This is a genomic window from Methylobacterium sp. 13MFTsu3.1M2, assembly GCF_900112625.1.
Taxonomy (GTDB): Bacteria; Pseudomonadota; Alphaproteobacteria; order Rhizobiales; family Beijerinckiaceae; genus Methylobacterium.
In genome coordinates, this window is sequence record NZ_FOMM01000025.1 from 61385 (window position 1) to 85565 (window position 24181).

23 protein-coding genes and 1 tRNA gene are annotated in these 24181 nt (G+C 70.8%); 7 read left to right on the top strand and 17 right to left on the bottom strand.

All coding sequences use genetic code 11. The annotated features are described in order from the left end of the window. Positions 1–48: 48 nt before the first annotated feature. Positions 49–2481, bottom strand: coding sequence for an NAD-dependent DNA ligase LigA (ligA, locus tag BM314_RS23200; protein ID WP_091980498.1), 2433 nt, complete (start codon positions 2479–2481; stop codon positions 49–51). Between the two features lie 64 nt (positions 2482–2545). Next, positions 2546–3838 (bottom strand): MFS transporter, encoded by a 1293-nt coding sequence (locus BM314_RS23205; protein ID WP_091980501.1) that lies wholly within the window; start codon positions 3836–3838, stop codon positions 2546–2548. A 130-nt stretch (positions 3839–3968) separates the two neighbouring features. On the opposite strand from BM314_RS23205, the gene BM314_RS23210 reads away from it, so the two are divergent. After that, positions 3969–4685 carry a 4'-phosphopantetheinyl transferase family protein gene (locus BM314_RS23210; protein WP_091980503.1) on the top strand — a complete coding sequence of 239 codons (717 nt, stop codon included), beginning with the start codon at positions 3969–3971 and terminating at the stop codon, positions 4683–4685. A gap of 85 nt (positions 4686–4770) precedes the next feature. Next, a tRNA-Pro gene (locus BM314_RS23215) sits at positions 4771–4847 on the top strand. Positions 4848–5630: 783 nt separating this feature from the next. Here the strand turns inward: BM314_RS23215 and BM314_RS23225 are convergent. Then, positions 5631–6341 carry a restriction endonuclease gene (locus BM314_RS23225; RefSeq protein ID WP_091980507.1) on the bottom strand — a complete coding sequence of 237 codons (711 nt, stop codon included), beginning with the start codon at positions 6339–6341 and terminating at the stop codon, positions 5631–5633. A gap of 148 nt (positions 6342–6489) precedes the next feature. Then, positions 6490–7242, bottom strand: a complete 753-nt coding sequence (locus BM314_RS23230) for a class I SAM-dependent methyltransferase (protein WP_091678120.1) — start codon at positions 7240–7242, stop codon at positions 6490–6492. Between the two features lie 211 nt (positions 7243–7453). Between BM314_RS23230 and BM314_RS23235 the strand changes: the two genes are divergently transcribed. Further along, on the top strand, positions 7454–8497 hold the full coding sequence (locus BM314_RS23235) for a hypothetical protein (RefSeq protein WP_091980510.1): 1044 nt from the start codon (positions 7454–7456) through the stop codon (positions 8495–8497). A gap of 7 nt (positions 8498–8504) precedes the next feature. On the opposite strand, the gene tgt is transcribed toward BM314_RS23235, so the two are convergent. Next, complete coding sequence (gene tgt / locus BM314_RS23240; protein WP_091980512.1) at positions 8505–9641, bottom strand: tRNA guanosine(34) transglycosylase Tgt; 1137 nt, start codon at positions 9639–9641, stop codon at positions 8505–8507. Next, positions 9638–10702: a tRNA preQ1(34) S-adenosylmethionine ribosyltransferase-isomerase QueA gene (gene queA / locus BM314_RS23245; RefSeq protein WP_091980514.1), complete on the bottom strand. Its 1065-nt coding sequence runs from the start codon at positions 10700–10702 to the stop codon at positions 9638–9640. The genes tgt and queA overlap by 4 nt, the downstream gene beginning before the upstream one ends. 98 nt (positions 10703–10800) lie before the next feature. Between queA and BM314_RS23250 the strand changes: the two genes are divergently transcribed. From BM314_RS23250 to BM314_RS23260, 3 genes are all read left to right on the top strand, one after another. Continuing rightward, complete coding sequence (locus BM314_RS23250; RefSeq protein ID WP_091980516.1) at positions 10801–11058, top strand: hypothetical protein; 258 nt, start codon at positions 10801–10803, stop codon at positions 11056–11058. Beyond that, complete coding sequence (locus tag BM314_RS23255; protein ID WP_020091401.1) at positions 11055–11273, top strand: hypothetical protein; 219 nt, start codon at positions 11055–11057, stop codon at positions 11271–11273. Before BM314_RS23250 ends, BM314_RS23255 begins: the two co-directional genes overlap by 4 nt. Positions 11274–11370: 97 nt before the next feature. Continuing rightward, positions 11371–12258 (top strand): cation diffusion facilitator family transporter, encoded by an 888-nt coding sequence (locus BM314_RS23260; RefSeq protein ID WP_091980518.1) that lies wholly within the window; start codon positions 11371–11373, stop codon positions 12256–12258. 7 nt (positions 12259–12265) lie between these two features. Here the strand turns inward: BM314_RS23260 and BM314_RS23265 are convergent, their stop codons facing one another. The 10 genes from BM314_RS23265 to coxB all read right to left on the bottom strand — a co-directional run bounded on the left by BM314_RS23265 (position 12266) and on the right by coxB (position 21667). Continuing rightward, entirely contained in the window at positions 12266–13522 is a 1257-nt protein-coding gene (locus BM314_RS23265) for an SfnB family sulfur acquisition oxidoreductase (protein ID WP_091980521.1), read from the bottom strand. 42 nt (positions 13523–13564) lie between these two features. Continuing rightward, the gene (sfnG, locus tag BM314_RS23270) at positions 13565–14680 is read right to left on the bottom strand and encodes a dimethylsulfone monooxygenase SfnG (RefSeq protein WP_091980523.1); all 1116 of its coding nucleotides are present in this window, start codon (positions 14678–14680) and stop codon (positions 13565–13567) included. Positions 14681–14892: 212 nt separating this feature from the next. Next, a complete protein-coding gene (locus BM314_RS23275) occupies positions 14893–15657 on the bottom strand; it encodes an SURF1 family protein (protein WP_091980525.1) in 765 nt (254 codons plus the stop codon). Beyond that, on the bottom strand, positions 15654–16028 hold the full coding sequence (locus BM314_RS23280; protein WP_026604660.1) for a DUF983 domain-containing protein: 375 nt from the start codon (positions 16026–16028) through the stop codon (positions 15654–15656). Before BM314_RS23280 ends, BM314_RS23275 begins: the two co-directional genes overlap by 4 nt. A gap of 151 nt (positions 16029–16179) precedes the next feature. Further along, positions 16180–17043, bottom strand: coding sequence for a cytochrome c oxidase subunit 3 (locus BM314_RS23285; protein WP_020091407.1), 864 nt, complete (start codon positions 17041–17043; stop codon positions 16180–16182). 147 nt (positions 17044–17190) lie between these two features. After that, on the bottom strand, positions 17191–17802 hold the full coding sequence (locus tag BM314_RS23290; RefSeq protein ID WP_026604661.1) for a cytochrome c oxidase assembly protein: 612 nt from the start codon (positions 17800–17802) through the stop codon (positions 17191–17193). A 10-nt stretch (positions 17803–17812) separates the two neighbouring features. Beyond that, complete coding sequence (locus tag BM314_RS30735; RefSeq protein WP_020091409.1) at positions 17813–17977, bottom strand: hypothetical protein; 165 nt, start codon at positions 17975–17977, stop codon at positions 17813–17815. Positions 17978–17982: 5 nt separating this feature from the next. Further along, positions 17983–18933 (bottom strand): heme o synthase, encoded by a 951-nt coding sequence (locus BM314_RS23295; RefSeq protein ID WP_091980527.1) that lies wholly within the window; start codon positions 18931–18933, stop codon positions 17983–17985. 215 nt (positions 18934–19148) lie between these two features. After that, positions 19149–20777: a cytochrome c oxidase subunit I gene (gene ctaD, locus BM314_RS23300; protein WP_020091411.1), complete on the bottom strand. Its 1629-nt coding sequence runs from the start codon at positions 20775–20777 to the stop codon at positions 19149–19151. A 50-nt stretch (positions 20778–20827) separates the two neighbouring features. Beyond that, a complete protein-coding gene (coxB, locus tag BM314_RS23305; RefSeq protein ID WP_056522032.1) occupies positions 20828–21667 on the bottom strand; it encodes a cytochrome c oxidase subunit II in 840 nt (279 codons plus the stop codon). Between the two features lie 370 nt (positions 21668–22037). Between coxB and fdhD the strand changes: the two genes are divergently transcribed. Next, on the top strand, positions 22038–22811 hold the full coding sequence (gene fdhD, locus BM314_RS23310) for a formate dehydrogenase accessory sulfurtransferase FdhD (RefSeq protein ID WP_244540015.1): 774 nt from the start codon (positions 22038–22040) through the stop codon (positions 22809–22811). A gap of 23 nt (positions 22812–22834) precedes the next feature. On the opposite strand, the gene BM314_RS23315 is transcribed toward fdhD, so the two are convergent. Continuing rightward, positions 22835–23614: a hypothetical protein gene (locus tag BM314_RS23315; RefSeq protein ID WP_244540014.1), complete on the bottom strand. Its 780-nt coding sequence runs from the start codon at positions 23612–23614 to the stop codon at positions 22835–22837. Positions 23615–24181: the final 567 nt, after the last annotated feature.

The window sequence follows — 24181 nt, forward strand, 5'->3', positions numbered from 1 at the left end:
AGTTCTCGGGGTGTTCCCCGAGAGGTCTAGGCCGCCCGGACTCGGGCATCAACCCTGCGCCACCATCGCCAGCCAGTCGTCCTCCGAGACGACCCGGACGCCGTGCTTCTGCGCGTCCTTCAGTTTCGAGCCCGCACCGGGGCCGGCCACGACCAGGTCGGTCTTGGCCGAGACCGAGCCCGAGACCTTCGCGCCCAGGCGCTCGGCTACCGCCTTGGCCTCGTTGCGGGTCATCTTCTCCAGGGTGCCGGTGAAGACCACGGTCTTTCCCGCGAAGGTGGAGGCCGCGGCGGCCCGCTCCATCGGCTGCACCGCGACCGCGTCGAGCAGGGCCGCGACGGCGTCGGCATTGTGCGGCTCGGAGAAGAACAAGAGCAGCGCGTCGGTCGCCACCGGGCCGATCTCGCCGTCGTCGGCGAAGACCCGGTAGGCGTCGCCGGGACGCTGCGCCGCAGCCCGCGCGATCGCCGCGTGCACCGCGTCGACGTCGCCGTAATGGGCGAGGAGGTTCTCGCGCTGCACGGCGCTCAGGCGCGCCCGCTCCTTGGCCGGAGCCGCGTCGTCCTCTGGGAAGCCGAGATCGAGGAGCCGGTCCCGGGTCGTGCCTCCGACCCGCGGCACCGCGGTGAGTTCGACCCAGTCGGGACCGGGCTGCGCCGCCGCGGCCTCGCGGATCGCCGCGATCAGCGTCGGCATGTCGGCGAAGCGCTTCGCCAGCGCCTTGGCGGTCGCCTCGCCGATCTGCGGGATGCCGAGGGCGAAGAGCAGGCGGTTCATCGGCACGGCGCGCCGCGCCTCGACGGCGGCGAGCAGGTTCCGGATCGCCTTGTCGTCCTCGTCGCCCTTCTTCTTGGCGGCCTTCTTCGGCGGCTCGCCGGTCCCCGAGTCGGCGCGCCGCTCGGCCGACAACGCCTCGCGCCGTGCCACGATGGCGGCCTTGAGTTCCGCGAAGTCGAGGCGGAACAGGTCGGCGGGCTGGCGCACGAGCCCGGCCTCGAACAGGACCTCGATATAGGTCTCGCCGAAGCCCTCGAGGTCGAAACCGTTGCGCGACACGAAGTGCTTCATCCGCTCGACGCCCTGCGCCGGGCAGATCAGCCCGCCGGTGCAGCGGCGCACCGCGTCGGGCCGGCCGGTGCGGGGGTTGACGGCGCGGACGGCGCGGCTGCCGCAGGCCGGGCAGGTCTCCGGGAAGGCGTAGGGCCGCGAGTCGGCCGGGCGCTTCGTGAGGTCGACATCCATGACCTTCGGGATGACGTCGCCGGCCCGGACCACCGTGACCGTGTCGCCGACGCGGATGTCGCGGCCGTCGCGGATCGGCTCGCCGTCGGCGCCGACGCCCTTCACGTAGCCCTCGTTGTGCAGGGTGGCGTTCGACACGACGACGCCGCCGACCGTCACGGGACGGAGCTTGGCGAGCGGGTTCAGCGAGCCTGTGCGGCCGACATTGATGACGATGTCCTCGACGACCGTGGTGGCTTCCTGGGCGGCGAATTTGTGGGCGAGCGCCCAGCGGGGCGAGCGCGAGACGAAGCCCAGCCGCTTCTGGAGCGCGAGGTCGTCGACCTTGTAGACGACGCCGTCGATGTCGTAGCCGAGCCCGGCCCGGTCGGCCTCGATGCCGCGGTAATGGGCGAGCATCGCTTCCGTGTCGGTGAAGGTCTGGGTCCGCGGGTTCACCGGCAGGCCCCAGGCCGCGAAGTGCTCCAGCACGCCGGTCTGCGTGTCGGCGATCGGCGCCGACAGCTCGCCCCAGGCATAGGCGAAGAATCGCAGCGGCCGGGACGCGGTGATCGCGGGATCGAGCTGGCGCAGGCTGCCGGCGGCGGCGTTGCGCGGGTTGGCGAAGAGCGGCTTGCCGGCCGCCTCCTGCCGGGCGTTGATGGCGGCGAAGTCGGCGTGGGACAGGTAGACCTCCCCGCGCACCTCGCAGATCTCCGGCCAGCCGGACCCCGCGAGCACCGCCGGGATGTCCTGCACCGTGCGGGCGTTGGCCGTGACGTTCTCGCCCACCTCGCCGTCGCCGCGGGTGGCGGCGGTGTCGAGCCGGCCGTTCACGTAGCGCAGGGACAGGGACAGGCCGTCGATCTTCGGCTCTGCCGTGAAGGCGAGGGGGGCGTCGTCCGGCCAGCCGAGGAAGCGGCGCACGCGCGCGACGAACTCGGCCACCTCCGCGTCGTCGAAGGCGTTGCCCAGCGAGAGCATCGGCACGGCGTGCCGCACCTTGGCGAACTTCTCCGAGGGCTTGGCGCCGACCGACGTGCTGGCGGCGCCCGTGCCGGCGAGATCGGGGAAGCGGGCCTCGATGTCCTCCAGGCGGCGGCGCAGCCGGTCGTACTCGGCGTCCGATATCTCGGGCGCGTCCTCCTGGTAGTAGAGGCGGTCGGCCTCCAGGAGCGCGTCCGACAGCCGCGCGTACTCGACGCGCGCTTCCTCGGCGGTGAGGTCGAGATCGAGCGGTTCGGATTTCGTGGCGGCCATGCCGGGGTTCTAACGCATCGGCGGCCGGCGGGGAGTCGGCCGCGGCGCGCGATCCCCGATTCCCTCACCGGCGGGCGCCGAGCAGATCGCCGCGCCCCGCCATCCGGAAGGCCGCGAAGAACGTCGCGGCGACGAGGGCGGCGACCGCCTGGAGCGGCAGGACCGGGGCCAGCCAGCCCGCGACCGCCGTCCCGGCGACCGAGCCGAGATTCATGGCCGCCATGTAGACCTCGAACTGCGTGGCCGCGCCCGGGCGGCCCCGGCTCGCCGCGAGCAGGGCCGGCATCAGGGCGACGATCAGCAGGCCGGGCAGCACGCTGGTGAGCGCCAGGATCGCCGGCGCCGCGGCCCCGACGAGGCCGGCGCCGATCAGGATCCCGGCCAGCACGAAGGTGACGGCGCTGCCCAGCAGCAGGGCGCGCAGCGGCGACGCCGCGCCCGCGCGGTCCGACCAGAGCCCCACCGCGACCGCACCGGCCGTGCCGCTCACTAGGGTCAGGACCGCCTGGAGACGCGACAGGCTCGCGGCCTCCCAGCCCTGACGCTGGAGGAGGTCGATCGAGAAGGGCAGCTCGAACAGGCCGAGGGCCGCGTCGAGGCCGAAGCACAGGGCGAGCAGCCGCAAGGCGCGCGGGCGGCGCAGGGCGATCACGGTGCGGCGCAGGAAGCGGCGGAAGGGGAGGCGCCGCGGCGCCGGTCCCCGGCGCTCGAGCGACCAGAGTGGATCGGCCGGCGCCTCGCGGACCAGCAGCATCGGCAGGCTCGCGACGATCGCGGCGACGAGCAGCCAGCGGGCGCTCGCGGCGAAACCCCAGTTCGCGAGCGTCCATCCGAAGACAGCGGCGCTGAGGCTCGTTCCGGCCACGAAGCCCGCGCGGGTGCAGGCGCTGACCCGGCCGAGTTCCCGGGTGGGGACGTGGTCCATGATCATCCGGTCGCAGGCGGTATCGAGGAGCGAGGCGAACAGGCTGTGGACGAGGAAGACCAAGCCGAGCGCGCCGACGGCGTCGCCCCCGGCGACGAGGAGCAGCGCCAGCGTCGCGTGGCATCCGACCAGCGCGGCGACCGCGAAGGGCCGGCGCCGTCCGATCCGCGTGTCCCCGGCCCGGTCCACCCAGGGCCCCCACAGCAGCGGCTGCAGCGTCCAGGGCAGGCCGGCCAGGGCGAAGTGCAGCCCGACCTCGGTCGCCGGGACGCCCCTGGCCGCGAGGTGGTTGGCGAGCGCCGTCAGCGAGAAACCCGCGACGAGGCCCTGGTAAACGTAGGTGGCGAAGAAGACGCCGTAGCGGACGGACCGCTGGCCGAGGCTCGGTCTACCCAGGAGGCCGACGCGGAGATCCGCGCTGGACCGCGTCACCGCGCGCGGCGCTTCTTGCAGGAGACGGGCCGCGATCCGATGCTGCTCATTCCTGCCCCATCGGATCGTCGCCCGTGCCGTTTCGCTCTCTCGACGCTAGCGCCCCAGCTCCCGCCTCGCGAGGTGTCGCGTGAGCGCGGTGCAGGTCTGGATCGTCGACCTCGCCCTGTCTCCGAGCCAGGTCGACCGGTGCGATGCCGTCCTCGACGCCGCGGAGCGCGCGCGGGCTGACCGTTTCCTGCGCCCGGCGGATCGGGCCCGGTTCCGCGCCAGCCACGCCGCGCTGCGGCTGGTCCTCGGCGACGCGCTCGGTCTCGCGCCGGCCGACGTCGAGTTCGCCGCCGGAGCCGGCGGCAAGCCGGAGCTCGCGGGCCCGGCACGGGGCGCCGCCGACTTCAACCTCTCCCATTCCGGGGCGCGCGCGCTGATCGGGCTCACCCGCGGCGCGGCGATCGGCGTCGATGTCGAGGCCGTGCGGCCGATCGCGGACGCGCTGCGGATCGCGGCGGCCCATTTCGCCGCCGACGAGGTGACGGCCCTGGCCGGGGCCCCGCGAAGCTCGGTCGAACGGCGCTTCTTCGGACTGTGGACCCGCAAGGAGGCGGTGGTGAAGGCTTTGGGCAGCGGCCTGTCGCTGCCCCTCGACCGGTTCAGCGTCAGCGTTCCGCCCGAAGCGCCGCGCCTTCTCCGGGCCGACGGCGACGCGTCCTGGAGCCTGGACGGTCCTTGGAGCCTGGCCGAGGTCGATTGCGGGCGCGATCACGTCGCCACGGTGGCGTCCCGATCCGCGGAGGCGGAGATCACCTGCCACCGTCTCCCGGACGACTGGCCCGATCATCTGGGCTGAAAAGGCGCAACAGCGCGCTTGCGGTGCGGGAAAGGCGCGGCTATACACCCGCTCGCCGGCCCTGGCGGACACGCGGGACGGCCTTCGGAGTGTAGCGCAGTCTGGTAGCGCACCACGTTCGGGACGTGGGGGTCGCAGGTTCAAATCCTGCCACTCCGACCAAAATTCCCGCGATCTCAAGTTCAGTGAGAACGGACGGTCACCCTTCGCTAGGGACCTCGTGGACGGATGACGCGAGGCTTCGCTGGTCGGCGTCCGCGTATTCCCAGACTCTTGCGAAAGCGGCCACCTCGGCCGGACCGAAGCCGTCGCGCCATCGCGGCTCCGCATCAGGCCGGTCCCTGGCTCGGGCCCCGCTGATCACTGCGCGCGGAGGATCCTGAGGCCGCCCCGTCTGGCCCGTCCGAGCCGCGATCCTGGGACGGAGTCTCCCCGGACCCCGCCGTGCCGGAGCTCTCGCCCTGCGGGGTCAGGGGCGCCATGGGCACGCTCTCCACGAGCAGCGCGATCATCTCGGACCGTGAGCTCAGGAGAATGGCCGGCGGCTCGCCGGTGATCTGCCGCCATCGCCTGACGAAATCGCCCGCCGGCAACTCGGCGAGAGCGTCCTGTTCGGTCGCGGGGTGGTCCGTTCTGAGGGCTGCGGACTGATCCATGCGCCTCAACGGCTCGGACCACGATTCGGCCTCAGCGTCCGGCCGGGATGGTGAAGCGAGCGTTAGTCCGATCGCGGAAGACGATGCCCGCAACGGCGGACCGGTGGGCGAGGCCCGGGGCGCTCGATGCGTAGAGGAGCACGCGCCTCTCCCTGACGGAAGCGTGCGCGCCGGTCAGTTCATAGGCGGGACAGAGGGAGGCGCGTCGAGGAATGGACCCGGCGCGCGGCCGTGCGGGATGTCGTCGTTCTCATGGGCCCTCATCGCACGACGCGGGGTCCGGGCGCGGTCAGGCGGCGAGCCGGAAACCGGTTCCGCGGGCCGTGCGGTGCGCGACCGTCGACTTGTCCCGGGGCAGCAGCAGGTCGATCTGCGAGCAGTGCAGCGCCAGGACGTTCTGCTCCTCCGCCATAGCGCGCGCCGCGCCGCTGAACCGACCATTCGTCATCACGCACGCCGTGGTCGACCCGGCGCGCTCCGCCGCCGCCGCGACGTCCGAGATCGGGAGACACGCGACGTCGCGGTCCGCCCAATGCAGGCAAACGACGACGCGCGTTCGGGCTCGGAGGAGCACGAAGTGGTCCTGATCCTGGTAATTCAGGCGCCAGCCGGCCGCCTTCAGGCACCGCAGCATCAGCGCCTCGTAATGCGCCTGCGAGGCGCTCACGCGGTCGAGGAAGGTCCAAGACGCGACCTCGGCCGGCAGGATCGACGCGAATTCCGCGCTGACCAGGCGCCTGAAGCCGCGGAACCGGACGACGGCGCGGAGCGGGCGCGAGAGATGGGCGCGATGCAGCCGGACGAGTTCCCGGTCCCAGAGCGCCTCGAACGCGACCGCTCCGCGCGCGTGGTGCTCCATCCACCGGTTCTCGATGATCAGGCGCTCGATCTGCGGTCGGATCGCGCGGCGACACTGCTCGGTGACCCGCTCCTGCAGATGCAACCAAGAGAGTAGAAGCAGGATGGCTATCACCCACAGGGCGAGGCTCGTCGCGAACATGGCGGCGGGACTTTGCGAAATAAGGCCGATGTCGCCATTTATCCGCCGCAGGAATTAAGCGGACATTGCCGGTCACATGCGTACTGAACCGATCAGTGCAAGTCTTTGGAGATGGTGAATTCTAAATTTATGTCCGCCCCGCAGCCGCTCAGGTCCGCATGGCCACGAACATGCTCCGGCCCTGCTGGTGATAGTAGCCGCTCTCCATCGAGCCGCGGATGTCGTGTCCCAGCATGTCGTACTGCTCGTAGACCATGTCGAAGCCGCACTCCTTGAGAAGCTGGATCAGGGCCGGCTTGGTGGGCCAGAAGGAGCGCTTGTTGCTCCACGAGGTCCATTTGTGCGCCTCGAGCTGGCTCGTGTCGTCGAGATCGTGCTCGTGCATCCAGCGACCCGGCAGACCTTCGTTCTCGGCGGGCGGCGAGAGCTGGAACAGGGCCTCGTTGGTCTCGGTCGCGAAATGCGTGTGCAGGATGACCACGTCGCGGACGCATTCGGCCATGAGGCGGATGAAGGCGGCCGGCCTGTCGAGGTGGTACAGCAGTCCGCAGCAGAAGGCGGCATCGAAGGGGCCGTGGGCCGCCAGATTCCACACGTCGTCGTTGACGAAGGCGAGGCCGGGGACGCCCGTCCCCTCCTTGACCCGCAGGCAGTTCTCGAAGTTGGAGCGGCGCACCTCGACACCGGTGGCGCGCATCCCGGCGCGGGCGAATTCGAGCGTGTAGCCGCCCTCGAGGCAGCCCAGATCGACGATCGACCGGCCGGCCAGCCTGTGCCCGTAGAACAGCCGGAGCGAGCGCAGGGCCGCCTGGGTCCAGGGGCTGTCGGCGATCAGCCAGCCCGCCTCGGGCAAGGTCTCGGACCCGTCCGCGAGGCGGATGTTGTGTGCCGTGAACGTCATGCCGACTCCCCACGCCGCCCACTCGTGCCGGGCAACGCCTTCGTCCGTCTATACGGGCGGCGGCCGATCGGTTCACGCGCTTTGTCGTTTCGCCCGTATCGAACGGTCGACCGGCGGGATGGGTCAGGTCGGCGCGACCGCCGCCTCCACGGTGCGGCCGGGCACGCGATGCCCGCGACGGGGCCCGTCGAACGGCGTATGTAGCCGCCCGATGGATCCGTCCTCTCACCATCGAGCCGGCCGGCGACCCGCTGGATGGGTCGGCTTCGCGCGCAGCTTCCTCGTCTGCGCCACCCTCATGGGCATGGCGCTGATCGGCTTCGTGGCCGCGGTCGATCCCTACGGACTGAGGGCCGCGCCCGGGCATCCGCCGGGACCGATCATGGATGCCAATCAGCGGCTCTCCTATCCGCAGATCGCCCGCGGGGGGCCGTTCGACGCGGCGGTCTTCGGCACCTCGACGGCGCGACTGCTCGACCCGCAGGCTCTCGACGCGGCCTTCGGTGTCCGGTTCGCCAATCTGGCTGTGAATGCCGCGACGCCCGACGAGCAGGGTCGGCTCGCCGCGCTGTTCCTGGCCCGCCGGCCGATCCGCGCGGTCCTGTTCGGCCTCGATGCCCCGTGGTGCGCCGCCGATCCGCCGGCCCGGACCGCCCATGCCTTTCCCGACTGGCTCTACGCGGACCGCGTGCCCGGCGATGTCCTGCGTCAGGTCAGCCTGCGCTCGGTCACGACGGCCGTCCGGGCCGGACTCGCCGATCTCGGGCTGACGCGGGCGCGGATTCGCGGAGACGGCTACGCGGTCTTCACGCCGCCCGAGGCGCGCTACGACCTCGCACGTGCCCAGGCCCATATCCGCGCAGGCCGCGTGGACTCGGCGGCGGCGGACGCCCCCGAGCTGCCGATGCCGGCCCTCGACCGCCTGGACGATCTCCTCGGTCGCGTGCCCGCCGAGGCCCTGAAGATCGTGGCCTTCATGCCGGTGCATGCGGGGGCGCAGGGTTCACCGGGATCGGCGGCGGGCCGTCGCGAGGAAGCCTGCAAGGCGCGCGCCGCGGCGATCGGGAAGCGCCGGGGCGCGGTCGTGGTGGATTTTCGCCGGATCTCGCCGCTGACGACCCGGGACGCGAATTACTGGGACGCGCTGCATTACCGCCTGCCCGTGGCGGCGCGCGTCGTCTCGGATCTCGCGCGCGCCGTCGCCACCGGCCGCGACGATCCGGATGGAATCTACCGGGTGCTCGCGCACCCGTGACGCCCGGTCAGGCGGCGGCGCGCTCGGCGCTCGCCCAGCCGGCGCGGGTCTCTGCGCAGTACTCCGCGTAGCGGCCGTCCCGGATCGCCGCGCGCGCGCCGGCCATCAGGTCCTGGTAGTAGGCGAGGTTGTTCCAGGTCAGCAGCATCATCCCGAGGATCTCGTTCGAGCGCACGAGGTGATGCAGGTAGGCACGGGAATAGTCCCGCGCGGCCGGACAGGTCGAGGTCTCGTCGAGCGGCGCGGTGTCCTCGGCGTGGCGGGCGTTGCGCAGGTTGACCCGTCCGTGGCGCGTGTAGGCGAGGCCGTGCCGGCCGGCGCGGGTCGGCATCACGCAGTCGAACATGTCGATGCCGCGGGCGACCGCGCCGAGGATGTCGTCCGGCGTGCCGACGCCCATCAGGTAGCGGGGCTTGCCGGCGGGCAGGTGCGGCTCGACCGTCTCGATCATGGCGAACATGATCGCCTGCGGCTCGCCGACGGCGAGGCCGCCCACCGCGTAGCCCTTGAGATCGAGATCCGTCAGCGCGCGGGCGCTCTCGACGCGCAGGGCCGGCACGTCGCCGCCCTGGACGATGCCGAACAGGGCCCGTCCCGGCTGCTCGCCGAACGCGACGCGGCAGCGCTCGGCCCAGCGCAGCGACAGGTGCATGGCCTTCTCGATGGCCCCGTGGTCCGCCGGCAGGCGGACGCACTCGTCGAGCTGCATCTGGATGTCGGAGCCGAGCAGACCCTGGATCTCGATGGAGCGCTCCGGGCTCATGTGATGCGCGGTGCCGTCGATGTGCGAGCGGAAGGTCACGCCCTGCTCGTCGATCTTCCGCAGTGCGGAGAGCGACATCACCTGGAAGCCGCCGGAATCGGTCAGGATCGGCCGGTCCCAGTTCATGAAGCGGTGCAGGCCGCCGAGCCGGGCCATGCGCTCGGGGCCGGGCCGCAGCATCAGGTGGTAGGTGTTGCCCAGGACCACGTCGGCGCCGAGATCGCGGACCTGACCGGGGTACATGGCCTTGACGGTCGCGGCCGTGCCCACCGGCATGAAGGCCGGGGTCCGGATCTCGCCGCGCGGCGTCCCGATCACGCCGGTGCGGGCGGTGCCGTCCCGGGCCAGCAGGTCGAAGCGGAAGTGTGCGCTGTCGGTCATGGGGTGTCCGCGCCCGGGCCTGGGTAGAGCAGGCTGGCGTCGCCGTAGGAGTAGAACCGGTACCCGGCGGCGATCGCGTGCGCGTAGGCCGCGCGCATCGTCGCGAGACCTGAGAACGCCGAGACCAGCATGAACAGCGTCGAGCGCGGCAGGTGGAAATTGGTCACGAGTGCGTCGACCGCGCGGAACCGGTAGCCCGGCGTGATGAAGATCTCGGTGGGTCCCGAGAAGGGCGCGAGCGTGCCGTCCGGTCGGGCCGCGCTCTCCAGCAGCCGCAGCGCCGTGGTCCCGACCGCGACGATCCGGCCGCCCGCGGCCCGCGCGGCGTTCAGGGCCTCGGCCGTGGCGGCGTCGAGGATGCCGATCTCCGCGTGCATGCGGTGGGCCTCGGTATCTTCGGCCTTGACCGGCAGGAAGGTCCCGGCGCCGACATGCAGCGTGACGTGGTGGCGCCGCAGACCGGCGGCGTCGAGATCGGCCAGCAGCGCGTCGGAGAAGTGCAGGCCGGCCGTGGGAGCCGCGACCGCCCCCGGATTGCGGGCGTAGACCGTCTGGTAATCGGTGGCATCGCGGTCATCCGTGGCGCGCTTGCCCGCGATGTAGGGGGGCAGCGGCAGGGCACCCTCCGCGGCGATGGCCGCTTCGAGGTCGGGCCCGGCCCGGTCGAAGGCGAGGACGATCTCCCCGGCCTCGGCCTTCTCGAGAACGGTCGCCGCCAGATCGCCGAAGCGCAGCGCGTCGCCCGCCGCGAGCCGCTTGGCCGGACGCGCGAAGGCGCGCCAGCGGTCGGGGGCTTCCCGCAGATGGAGCATCACCTCGGTGCGCTGGCCGGGAGCACCGGGCCGTGTGCGCACACCGTTCAGCCGGGCCGGGATCACCCGCGTGTCGTTGAAGACCAGGGCGTCGCCGGCCCGGAGGGCCTGGGGCAGGTCGCGCACGGTCCGGTCGGCCAGCGGCGCGCCGGGTCGGACCACGAGCATCCGCCCGGCGTCGCGCGGCTCGGCCGGGCGGAGGGCGATGCTGGTCTCCGGCAGATCGAAATCGAAGAGGTCCACGCGCATCGCCGGCTGCCTGCACCGAACGGCACGCGGTTTCAACCGCGGAACCGCCGGGGAGCGCGTCCGTTTCCAGCGTCACCGAGACGCGAGGCTCCCGATCCATGCCCTGGTACGCCGTTCGCCCCCGTAACGCCGCCGATCCTCGCTGGCCGCTCCCCGGCACGTCCGAGATCGTGCTGAAGGCCGAGGATCCCGACACCGCCCGCGCGAAGTTCGAATCGGCCTACCCGAGCCAGCCCTTCGGCAGCCCCGGAATCCCGGTGCCGAATACCGGCGCCGGCAGCTTCCGCGGCGATCCGGACGCCCTGGTCGTGGCCGAGACGGGCGAGCCGCCGGCGCCGCGGGGGAGCGACGCGTGACGCCCCGCGGTCGCCCCCGGCGGGTCACCCTCGACGGGCAGCTCCTCGGGTACTGGGAGCGCGAGGCCGCCCGGCTGGAGACCCTCGCCGCCGGAGCGCGCTTCGCCTGGCAGCGCCGTCGCTTCCTGCGCAAGGCGGAGGCCGCGCGCGCCAAGGCGGAGCCGAGCCGGCGGCGCGAGGCCGCCCGCGACAACGGCGGCGCGTCGGAGACTTAGCCGCGGCTAACACGTTTTCGGCGGCGTCGAACCTTTGCCGTGGCCTTGGCCGCGGCCGGTGCCGTATGGGCGCGGCGTCACCCCAACGGCGCGAACCATGGACCGCACCCAGAAAGCCGCCCTCTTCAGCGCGGGCATCGGCCTCGCCGTCACGGCGATGAAGTTCTACGCGGCGTGGCTCACCGGCAGCCTCGCCCTGTACTCCGACGCGCTGGAGAGCATCATCAACGTGGTCGCCGCGATCGGCGCCTTCGTGGCCCTGCGGGTCGCCGCGCGCCCGGCGGACGAGGACCATCCCTACGGTCACCACAAGGCCGAGTTCTTCTCGGCGGTGATCGAGGGTGCGCTGATCGTGGTGGCGGCGCTGCTGATCCTGCGCGAATCCTATTTCGGGCTGCTCGCCCCGAAGCCCCTCGACGCGCCCGCGGTCGGCCTCGCGATCAATTTCGCGGCCGGGATCGTCAACGCGGTCTGGGCGGCGGCACTGATGCGCTGGGGAAGGCGGTGGCGGTCGCCGGCCCTGATCGCCGACGCGCGCCACGTCTTCGCCGACGTGGTCACGTCCTGCGGCGTCCTGGCCGGCGTCGGCGCCGTGGTGGTGACGGGCTACCCGGTCCTCGACCCCGTGGTGGCCGGGCTGGTCGCCATGAACATCCTGTGGTCCGGCTTCCGCATGGTCCGGGAATCGGTGGACGGCCTCATGGACAGGGCCGCCCCGGCCGAGATGGTGAGCCAGATCCGGTCGCTCATCTCCCAGCACGGCGAGGGCGCGCTGGAGGCGCACGACGTGCGCACGCGCTCCGCCGGTCAGGCGACCTTCATCGACTTCCACCTCGTCGTCCCCGGCGCGATGACCGTCGAGGATTCGCACGCGATCTGCGACCGGCTGGAATCCGCCCTGGAGACGACGATCCCCGGGGCGGTGGTGACCATCCACGTCGAGCCCGGCGAGGAGGCCAAGGCGCGGGGATTGCCGGTGCTGTAGGCGCCGGTCAGCTCCAGGCGTGGAGCGGCGGGTTCACGCCGTTGAGGGCGTGGTTGCCGACGATCGCGTATTTCCAGCGGACGGGATCGTGCAGCGTGTGCGTGCGCGCGTTCCGCCAGTGACGGTCGAGATTCTCGGCGGCCAGAGTCGAGCGGGTCCCCGACAGCTCGAACAGCTTGTTCGACGCCGCCAGGGCGACCTCGGTGGTCAGCACCTTCGCCTCGGCGACCGCGATCTGGGCCGCCGCGACCGTCTCGGCGTCCGGCCGCGCGACGGCCGCGTCGAGGATGAGACCGGCCCGGTCGAGCAGCGCCTCGGCGGCGTGCTGCCGGATGGTCAGGTCGCCGACTGCCTGGATCGTGTAGGGATCGTCGGACGCCCGCTCCATCCCGCTGTCGATCCAGGGGCGGGCCTTCTCGCGGACGAAGCCGATGGTGTCGTCGAGGGCCTCGCGGCCGATCCCGGCATCGACCGCGGCCTGGATGATCTGGAACACGGCGCCGTCGGCGGTCGGCGCCGCGTAGCCCTTCCAGGCCGGCACCAGATGGGTCTTGGGCACGCGCACGTCGTCGATCAGCACGGTCCCGCTCGCCGTGCCGCGCTGGCCGAAGCTCGACCAGTCGTCGATCACCGTGAGTCCGGGCGCGTCCCGCTCGGCGATGGCGTACCAGGCGCGTCCCTCGGCATCGAGGGCGACGATCGGGACCAGGTGCGCGAGGAGGGCGCCGGTGGCGTAGAACTTCCGGCCCCGCACCACGACGTGGTCGCCGTGATCGGTGAAGCGCGTGTCGAAATCGGCCGCCCGCTTGGTGCCGCGCTCCGAGAAGGCGTTGCCGAACCGCGTTCCGCGCAGGACCTCGCCGAACAGCAGGTGCTTCTGCGCCTCGTCCGACACCGTCCGGATCGCCGCCAGGATGCCGAGATGGTTCTGGGCGATCTGGGCGATGGCGGGATCGGCGGCCGCCACGATGGCGATGACCTGCGCCAGCGTCCGGTACGAAACCTCGGGGCCACCGTAGGCGCGCGGCACGTTGATCGACCAGAGGCCGCTCTGCGAGAAGGCGTCGAGCTCCTTGAGCGGCCGCACGGCGTGGCGGTCCCGCTCCGACGCGCCGGCCCGGAACTCGGCCGCGAGCCCGTGAGCCACGGCCAGCGCCTCGGCGTCGTCACGGATCACGTGGGCGGGTGAGGGCGGCCGCGCGGGGCCGGGAGCGCCCGGGCGGTGCTCCGGCTCGAGCGTGCGCGCATCGACGGCGATGTTCATGGCTCACTCCGATCAGTCGGGGTACGGTTCGGCGGGCGGCGCTCAGGCGGCCTCGGCGCGCCGGTCGCGGGCGGCCTCGAGGGCGCGGACCCGCGGGATCACGTGCGCGCCGAAATACGCGACGTCCTCCTGGAAATGCAGGAAGGCCAGCAGGGCGAGGTTCGCTCCCGCATCCTTCAGCGCCAGGATCCGCTCGGCGATCTGGTCGGGCGTGCCGATCAGGTTGGTCTTGAAGCCGTCGTTGTACTGGACGAGATCCTCGAAGCTCGACTTGGCCCAGTTGCCTTCCCCTTCCGGCGAGGCCTTGCCGGCATTCTTGACCTCGTGACCGAAGGCCTTCACGGCGTCCGGGTCGGCGTTGTCGATGATCTCCTGAAGGACGGCGCGGGCCTCCTCCTCGGTGTCGCGGGCGATGACGAAGGCGTTGACGCCGATCCGGGGATGATTGCCGGTCTCGGCCGACTTGGCGCGGATATCGTCCACCTGGGCGCGGATCGTCTCCGGCGTGCCGCCATTCGTGAAGTACCAGTCCGACACGCGGGTCGCCATGTCGCGCGCGGCGCGCGACGAGCCGCCCTGAAAGATCTCGGGCAGCGGCTGGGCCGGCTTCGGCTTCAGCGTGTAGTCGCTGTAGCGGTAGAAGTCGCCGCGGAAGGTGAAGCTGTCCTGCGTCCAGATCCCGCGCAGGCTCCGTATGAACTCCTCCGACCGGCGGTAGCGCTCGTCGTGGTCGAGCCAGGGCTCGCCGATCGCCCGGAACTCGCCCGAGAACCAGCCGGAGACGATGTTTACCGCGATGCGGCCTTCGGTGAGTTGCGAGATCGTGGCGATCTGCTTGGCGGCGAGGGTCGGATGCCAGGGACCGGGCAGGAGCGCGGCGATCACCTTGAGCTTGGTGGTCGCGGCCAGCAGGGCGTGGCTGAAGGCGACCGATTCGTGCTGGTACTCGGCGCCGTAGCCCGCGGTGAACCGGATCTGCGTCAGCCCGTAATCGAACCCTGCCTCCTCGGCGATCTGCGCCAGCTTCCGATTGTACTCGGCGTCCCAGCTCGTGCGCTGGGGGATCTTGCTGATGACAAGCCCCCCGGAGACGTTGGGCACCCAGTAGGCGAAGCGGATCGGCTCGCGCGCCGCCGCGTCGGCGATATGGCTGGTCATCCGGCGTTACCTCAGTTGCACGGCGGTCGGGCGCCGTGTCGTCTTCGGATGATCGCCGCGAACTGAATACACTATGCAGAACGCGACCGATCGCTCAAGAACACTGAAAGTATTCCGGGGCGATGGCCGTCGGTCAAAGGAACGGGTTGCCGTTTTTAAGCCGATCTCGGCGAGACTCTTCTTCGCCGAGATCCTGCGCGCGCGGCTTTGTCCTAGGCGGCGCGGGCCGCGGGCGAATCGTGCAGGCGGCGCCACGCGAAGACCGAGAACACGCCGATCAGGCAGGCGGCGAGGCCGAACCACGTGAATGCGTATTGCAGGTGGTTGTTCGGCAGGTCGACCCGGAGCTGGCCGCCGCGCGGCCACGTCGTCTGCCCGGGAACGGCGTCGGCCTCGATCAGGTAGGGCTCGACCGTTCCGAGGCCGCGCGCCGCCGCGATGCCGCCGATGTCCCGGTTGAACCACTCCCCGCGGGCGGGATCCGGTTCCGGCACGAACATCGCGCGGGGCTCGCTGGCGCGGAGAATGCCGGTGACCGTCGTCGGCCCTTCGATCAGGCCGTCCCGGCGGTCGCCCTGCGCCTTCAACTCCGTGGGGACGAAGCCCCGGTTGACCAGCACGACGCCGCCGTCCTCCCGGCGGAATGGCGTGAGCACGTAGAAGCCCTGGAGGGCGCGGCCCGGCGTCTCGCCCGGCGCCAGTCCGTGGACCAGGGTCTCCCGGTCGTTGAGGAACTGACCGCTGATCCGGACGTGCCGGAACTCGTCGCGCGCCGGATCCCAGGCCGCCGCGGCCGGCGGCGCCACCGGCTCCGCGCGGCTCTGACGTACGATCCGGGCGATCAGGTCTTCCTTCCAGGCCCTGCGCTCGAGCTGCCAAGTTCCCAGCCCCAGCAGGATGGCCAGGGCAACCAGCGAGGCGAGCCCCGGCGCGACCAGGTCGCGCCAGCCAGCGCGGTGCGGTCCGCTCGCGGTCACGGCTCGAAGCGCCCTTGCTCCGCCCGGTTGCTGAACTGCAGGGCGATCAGCAGGCCCTTGAGGGGCCGCACCAGGATCAGGCTGAGCCCGACCGAGAGGGTCAGGGCCACCAGGGCGTGGACCCAGATCGGCGGCTCGTAGGTGATCTCCAGCCAGAGGGCGAGACCGACCACGATCAGGCCGACGATCGACATGACGAAGAACGCCGGCCCGTCCGCGGAGTCGAAATGCGCGTAGTCGAGCCCGCACGCCTCGCAGGAGGGGCGCAGGCTCAGGAACCCTTTGAACAGGTGACCCTCACCGCAGCGCGGGCACCGGCCGCGCAGGCCGGTCGGGATCGGCGGAGGCGGCGAGTAGGTTCGGTTGTTCACGGGCACACTCCAGACCTGTTCCGTGCGGGACCCCATCGACCCGGGCGCGGGCCGCTCTCGTCGATACGGGGTTCGCGCGGCGTCGGAAACGCAGAAGGGCGGCCTGAGCCGCCCTTCGCAGATCCGCCATGCGGCGACGGGATGGTTCCGCTCAGTGAGCGCCGCCGCCGTGGAAGACCCCCGAACCCCACACGTAGATGGCGGCGAACAGGAACAGCCACACGACATCGACGAAGTGCCAGTACCAAGCGGCGAACTCGAAGCCGAGGTGCTGACGCGGGGTGAACTGGCCCGCGTAGACGCGGAACAGGCACACCGCCAGGAAGATCGTGCCGATGATGACGTGGGCGCCGTGGAAGCCCGTCGCCATGAAGAAGGTCGACGAGTAGATGCTGCCCGAGAAGCCGAACTCGGCGTGGCTGTACTCGTAGGCCTGGCAGGCGGTGAACAGAACGCCGAGGATGATCGTCAGCCACAGGCCGTACTTCAGGCCCTTGCGGTCGCCCTCGATCAGCGCGTGGTGCGCCCAGGTGACGGTGGTGCCCGAGGTCAGCAGGATCAGCGTGTTCAGGAGCGGCAGGTGCCAGGGATCGAACGCCTCGATGCCCTTCGGCGGCCAGACACCGCCGGTGAACTCCACGCGCGAGACCTGGATCGGGTCGGCGGTGTAGAGGGCGGCCTCGAAGTAGGCCCAGAACCACGCGACGAAGAACATCACCTCGGAGGCGATGAACATCATCATGCCGTAGCGGTGGTGAAGCTGGACGACGCGGGTATGGTCGCCGGAATTGGCCTCGTGCGCGACGTCCTTCCACCATGAGAACATGGTGTAGAGGACGCCGATCGTGCCGGCCCCGAAGATGTAGGGACCGGGAGCCAGGGTGCCGATCGTGAGGCTCTTCATCCAGAACACGGCGCCGAACGCCATGAGAAAGCCCGAGAAGGCCCCGATCAACGGCCACGGGCTCGGATTCAGGATGTGGTAGTCGTGATTCTTGGCGTGCGCCTCGGCCATCGTCCCGTCGCTCCTCACCCTCGCGCCCTGCACCGTTCCCGGCCTAACGCTGTTCGTTGCTTGCCCTAGGCCGGGCGCGGCACGCACCACACCCAAGCTTGCTCGCAGCTTTAGTCGCTGCGGCCCCGTGTTGTCACGGGTCCGCAATCAGAAATCGCCCTTCGTTCCCGAGGAAGACGATTTCGCCACCGCCGCCTTCACGGGCTGACCGTTCTTGGAGGCGAAGTACGTGTAGGACAGCGTCATCTCCGAGAGATGCGCGGTGTTCGAGTCGTCCCGAACGGCCGGATCGACGTAGAACACCACCGGCACGTCCAGCGTCTCGCCCGGCTGGAGCGTCTGCTCGTTGAAGCAGAAGCACGCGATCTTGACGAAGTAGCCACCCATCAACCCGGGCTGGACGTTGAAGGTCGCCACACCCGCCGAGGGCGTGCTGCCGGTGTTCTGCACGCGGAAGAAGACCGTCTTGGTCTCACCGAGCTTCGCCTCGACGCTGCTCACTTCCGGGATGAATTTCCAGGGCAGCCCCGGCGCGACGTTGGTGTCGAAATGGACGACCATGCTGTCGTCGGTCCGCGCCGCGGAGGCCGAGAGGGCCGGTCCCTGCCGGGGCGTGCCGTCGTAGCCGGTCGCCTTGCAGAAGGCGTCGTAGAGCGGCACCGACGCGAAGGCGAGGCCGATCATGCCCACGGCGAGACCCGCGCAGGCGAGGGCGGTGCGCGTGGCGGCCCGGTTCGATCCTGATGGAGGAACTGTCATCGGGAGCGCCTCAGAGCGGCCGGGTCAGGATCTGAGGGCCGAGCTTGACGATCGTCAGCACGAAGAACAGCAGGACCCAGGCTCCGAGGGCGAGCGCGATCGCGATCGAGCGCTTGCGGCGGCGCGCCTCCTGCTCGGGCGTGAGCGGCCGGTACTGGATCTCGGGATCCGCCATGGCGCTCAACCCAGGACCGGGCGGAACAGGCCGAAGCTCTGCTCGGCCAGGAGCGCCGAGAACAGCGCGAACAGGTAGAGGATCGAGAAGCCGAACATGCCCATGGCGGCGCGCCGCTCGGCATCGCCCTCGCGGTTCCGCAGCACGCGGATGCTGAAGGCCACCATGCCCAGGCCGCCGACGAGGCCGACCACCGCGTAGACGAGGCCACCGAAGCCCAGAGCCACTGGGACGAGGCCGAGGGGGGCGAGCAGCAGCGAGTACCACACGATCTGGCGGCGGGTGGAGGCCGGGCCGGCGACGTTCGGCATCATCGGGATGCCGGCGCGGGCGTACTCGTCGGCTTTGATCAGGGCGAGCGCCCAGAAGTGCGGCGGCGTCCAGATGAAGATGATGGCGAACAGGATCAGCGACTCGACGCCGACCGAGCCGGTCACCACCGCCTGCCCGATAACCGGCGGCAGGGCTCCGGCGGCGCCGCCGATGACGATGTTCTGCGCGGTCGCCCGCTTCAGCCACATCGAGTAGACCACCGCGTAGAACACGATGGTGAAGGCGAGGAGCGCGGCGGCCAGGAGATTGGCGGCGAGCCCGAGCACCACCACGGAGGCGACCGAGAGGAACAGCCCGAAGCCCAGTGCTTCCTGGGAGGTGATCCGGCCCGACGGGATCGGCCGGGTTGCGGTCCGACTCATGACCGCGTCGATGTCGGCGTCCCACCACATGTTGAGGCAGCCGGACGCACCGGCGCCGACCGCGATGGCGAGGAGCGAGATCGCGCCAATGGCCGGCTGCACATGGCCCTGCGAGACCACCATTCCGACCAGCGCGGTGAAGATCACGAGGACCATCACCCGCGGCTTCAGCAGGGCGAAGAAGTCCGGAACGTCGCCGCCGGCAATCGTGAGGGCCGGGGCCGGAACGTCCGGTCCGATCGTGTTCGTCAGGCTCGTCATCGCGTCTGCCGCTGCTGTGTCGGCGCCCGGCCGCGCGCGTCACGGCCGAGTCGTGTCTCGAAATCGACGTGTTCCAAGGATCGGCGTGAGCGGGGCCCGGGACTTCTCCCTCGGCCCGTGCGGGTCGCCCTCATCGCTCGCCCTTGCCGGGAGGTCGGCCGACCGGCCTCCGGGGAAGGGCGAGGGCCGCGGACGCGGCCCTCGCGGGATTTCTATCAGTGCGCGCCCGGCTCGTCGACGATGCGGGGCAGCGTCTCGAACTGGTGGAACGGGGGCGGGGAGGAGAGCGTCCACTCGAGGGTGGTGGCGCCTTCGCCCCACGGGTTGTCCGCGGCCCGCTCCTTCGAGCGGAAGGCGAGGATCACGCCGATCACGAACACGAACATGCCGAGCGCGAAGATGTGGCCGCCGTAGGTCGACACCTTGTGCCACTGGGCGAATGCGTCCGGGTAGTCGGCGTAGCGGCGCGGCATGCCGGCGAGGCCCAGGAAGTGCATCGGGAAGAACAGGACGTTCGCGCCGATGAAGGCCAGCCAGAAGTGCAGCTTGCCGGCCCATTCGGGGATGATGTGACCGGTCATCTTCGGGAACCAGTAGTAGACACCGGCGAAGATGATGAACACGGCCCCGAGGGACAGCACGTAGTGGAAGTGTGCGACCACGTAGTAGGTGTCGTGCAGGTACTTATCGACCGCCGAGTTGGCCAGCACGACGCCGGTGACGCCGCCGACCGTGAACAGGAAGATGAAGCCCACCGCCCAGTGCATGGCGGCGGTGAAGCGGATGGAGCCGCCCCACATGGTGGCGATCCACGAGAAGATCTTCACGCCGGTCGGGACCGCGATCACCATCGTGGCGAACACGAAGTAGGACTGCGTCTGCAGCGACAGGCCGACCGTGTACATGTGGTGCGCCCACACGACGAAGCCGACGACGCCGATTGCCACCATGGCGTAGGCCATCGCGAGGTAGCCGAAGACCGGCTTGCGCGAGAAGGTGGCGATGATGTGCGACACGATGCCGAAGGCCGGCAGGATCATGATGTACACTTCGGGGTGACCGAAGAACCAGAACAGGTGCTGGTACAGGATCGGGTCACCGCCGCCGGCCGGGTCGAAGAAGGTCGTGCCGAAGTTGCGGTCGGTCAGCAGCATCGTGATGGCGCCCGCGAGCACCGGCAGCGAGAGCAGCAGCAGGAACGCGGTGACCAGCTCGGCCCAGGCGAAGAGCGGCATCTTGTGCAGCGTCATGCCCGGGGCGCGCATGTTCAGGATCGTGGTGATGAAGTTGATCGCGCCGAGGATGGAGCCCGCGCCCGACAGGTGCAGCGCGAAGATCGCGAAGTCGACGGCCGGGCCGGGATGGCCGGCGGTGGAGAGCGGCGGGTAGACGGTCCAGCCGGTGCCGGCGCCGGACGCGCCGGGCGCGCCCTCGACGAACAGCGAGCAGAGCAGGGAGCAGAAGCCCGCCACCGTCAGCCAGAACGAGATGTTGTTCATGCGCGGGAACGCCATGTCGGGCGCGCCGATCATGAGGGGCACGAACCAGTTGCCGAAGCCGCCGATCAGCGCCGGCATCACCATGAAGAACACCATGATGAGCCCGTGGCCCGTGACGAACACGTTGTAGGTCGCGGGGTTCGAGAAATACTGCAGGCCGGGCGCCTCCATCTCCATCCGGATGCCGAAGGAGAGGAACGCGCCGATGATTCCGGCGCAGAAGGCGAACAGCAGGTAGAGGGTGCCGATGTCCTTGTGGTTCGTCGACAGGAACCAGCGGGCGAAGAACGACGGCTTGTGGTCGTGGACCTCATGGGCCCCGGCATGGGCTGCGGCTGTAGCCATGGATTCGAATGCCTTGTGGATCTGATGGGGTCTGTTCGATCAGCCGGGGCTCAGCGGGCCTCGGCGAAGCTCGTGCCGTTGTCGATGCGGGCGTACTTGGTCTTCGCCTCCTTCAGCCAGTCGGCGTAGGCCTGCTCGCTGACCACGCGGACCACGATGGGCATGTAGGCGTGGCGCTGGCCGCACAGCTCGGAGCACTGGCCGTGGAAGGTGCCCTCCTTGTCGGCCTTGAACCACATCTGGTTCAGGCGGCCGGGGACGGCGTCGATCTTGAAGCCGAAGGCCGGCATCGCCCAGGAATGCAGCACGTCGGCGGCGGTGACCTGGATCTTCACGATCTTGTTGACCGGAACGACCATCTCGTTGTCGGTCTGCAGCAGGCGCGGCTGCTTGTCCTCGTCGATGTTGGCATCGAACGTGAAGCCGCCGCCGGCCTCGGTCTGCGGGTACTCGTAGGACCAGTACCAGGCGTGGCCGACGACCTTGACGATCATGTCGGCCTTCGGATCCGAGAGCTGCGTGCGCAGCAGGCGGAAGGACGGGATCGCCACGGCGACCAGGATCAGCACCGGCACGATCGTCCAGGCGACCTCGATGGCGGTGTTGTGCGTGGTGCGCGACGGCGTCGGGTTCCGCTTCTCGCCGAAGCGGTAGACGCACCACAGGATGAGCCCGAGGACGAACACCGATATGGCGAGGGACAGCCAGTGCAGGCCGATCTCGAAGTTCAGGATGTCGCGCGCGTTCTCGGTGACCGGGATCTGCCGGTCCATCTCCCACGGCACGGGCTGACCGAAGCCCGCGGCCTGCGCGCCGGATATCGGGAAGAGCAGGGCGCCGAGAGCGGCGAGGCTCCAGAGTGACCGGTTGATCGTCCGCACCGTCCGCATCTGCCTCTCGTGGCTCCCCTGAAACTGTCTGGCTGCCGCCGGACCTCCCCGTCTTGAACGCGTGCGGGATTGTACCGACGTGACGGAGTACCGGTTGTGTCACCCGGCATTATCCGACCGGCGCTTCAGACCACAAGGGCCGGCCACGTGCAACCGCACAAGCGTCGCATCGCGCGCTTTCCCGCCAGTTGACGGCGCCTCGTGGCGTCGGCGCACTAGGGCCCGGCGAAATCGTTCTCCGTCGCGTCGCGCCGGGGATGAAGCGTCGCGACGCGTTCGTGCCACGCCTGCGGAGTTCGAGATGTCCACCCAAACCGGCAGCCCCACCTCCGGTCCTCTGCCCTGCGCAGTGCCGGCGCCGATGCAGGTGATGACCTATACGGGCTCGGCGCCGAGGCCGGACACGCGGGCGCTGGCCGTCGAGGCGCCGGTCAACCTCGTCTACGGCAGCGTGCCGCACGCCGTGATGATGGCGACGCCCGCCGACCTCGAGGATTTCGCCTACGGCTTCAGCCTGACGGAGGGCATCGTCGACAGCGCGGAGGAGATCCGCGCGACCCGGGTGGAGACGGCGTCGGACGGTCTGCGCCTCCACGTCGAGCTCGCGCCGGGCCGGCTCCGCGAGCATCTGGCGCGCAAGCGCGCCATCAGCGGCCGCACCGGCTGCGGGGTCTGCGGCATCGAGGACTTGGCGCAACTGCCGCAGGCCGGTAAGCGGGCGGACTCCGAGGTCCGGGTCGGGCTGCCCGCCATCGCCCGCGCCCTGTCGAATCTCGACAGCGCCCAGCGTCTCGGCGCGGAGACGCGCGCGGTCCACGCCGCGGCCTGGGCGCGCCTCGACGGCGGCCTCGCGGCTGTGCGCGAGGATGTCGGCCGCCACAACGCTCTGGACAAGCTGATCGGCACCCTGATGCGGACCGGGACGCCCGTGGACTCGGGCTTCCTGGTCATCACCAGCCGCTGCTCGTTCGAGATGGTCGAGAAGGCCGCGCGGCTCGGCGCAGCCGTGATCGTCGCTATCTCGGCGCCGACGTCGCTGGCCCTCGACCGGGCCCGGTCCTACGGCATGACGCTGTGCGCCATCGCGCGGGCCGACACCGTGACGGTTTTTACGGGAGCCGAGCGGCTGACGGACGGCGCGTGACGCGCCGGTTCCGTCCGCCGAATTTACTCAGCCTGGCCGGGGACGATGGTCGCGCCGCCGATCACCCGAACCGGCTTCTTGTCGGTGGGCGGATCCTTCCAATCCTTCGCGGCCGGCTTGGCCGTCTCGGCCACGGCGGCGTCGGCCGGCTTCGAAGGCGCGGCGGGTCGCGCAGCGGGAACCGGGGCCGGGGCCTTCTCGATCGCCGCCGCCTTGGTCTCGGGCGCGGGACCCGCGTTCGGATCCGCCTTGGCCGTATCGGCCGGCGGGAGCTTGGGGGCCGGTGCCTCGGGAGACGTGCGGGGCGGCGGCTTCAGCTCTGGCGTCCGGGCGAGCGCTCCGCGCGCGACCCGCTTTGGCGGAGCGTTGGGCGGAGCGGTCCGGCCGACGCTGTCGGGATTAACACCTTCGGGATTGGCCTCGGGCCGCAGGGCCTCGGTGCCCGGCCGGCGCTGGGGCCGAGCCACCGGACCGTCCTCGGGCGGGACGGGACGCATCGCGCGGCGGGGCACGACCTCGTCCTCGGTCCAGCCGAAGCCCGGTGCGGGTCGCTCCAGCCGAGCGACGGTCTCGGGCGCACCGATCGGCCGGCGGCCCACGATCCCGCCCGTAATGGGATCGACGAACAGCCGGACGGGCGCGCCGGCGGGACCGACGGCGTCGACCACGTAGACCCGCCCGTCGAAGCGCGGGCGGCTCAGGCCGCTGAACCCGCGATCTGCGAGGCGCCAAGCGACGACGCGAGGCGGAAGGACCTCTTCCTCGAAGGCGAATTGCGCGCGCGCCCCGCCCGATGCGCCCAAGAGAGCGAGCGCCGACAGGCACGCGGCGCGAAGCGTCCGGCTGATCGGGCGTGGGAGGCGCGCAGCGGCTCTGCTCGTCATCGTCACTCTTGTGCGTTCTGGGTTTGGAGACCCGGCAGAGTGTCCGGTTCGTGTCCGGTTCCGGCATGGTCCGGGCCGGTAGACCCGGACCTCGACCATGCCGGCGAGGTCGTTGCCCCGCATGCCGCTTGTGCTCGGCACGACCCGTAGAACCCGCGATTCGGGCGAGATTGCGGAGGCGCGGAGGCGGGTCCCGGCCCGTCATCCAGAGCGGCGACACCGTCGCGGCCTGCAGTCTCTTGCTGAAAACATTTCAATCTGGCAGTTTCGCGACTTAGGACAGCACAACTGTCCCATCGGCCGTGCATCCCGGCCGTCGCCGTCTCGCGCGCGGGCGAGAAGTTTCGGCAGACGGACACGGGCGCGCCAGCGCACCGCTCTCCGAGCGGTCCGGGTCCTCGATGAACGCAGGCCGACGGACGTGTCCTCCCGGACCGGCCGGATGGCCTGCGGCAAGAGGCCGGGCGCGTGGCGCCGACGGCTTGC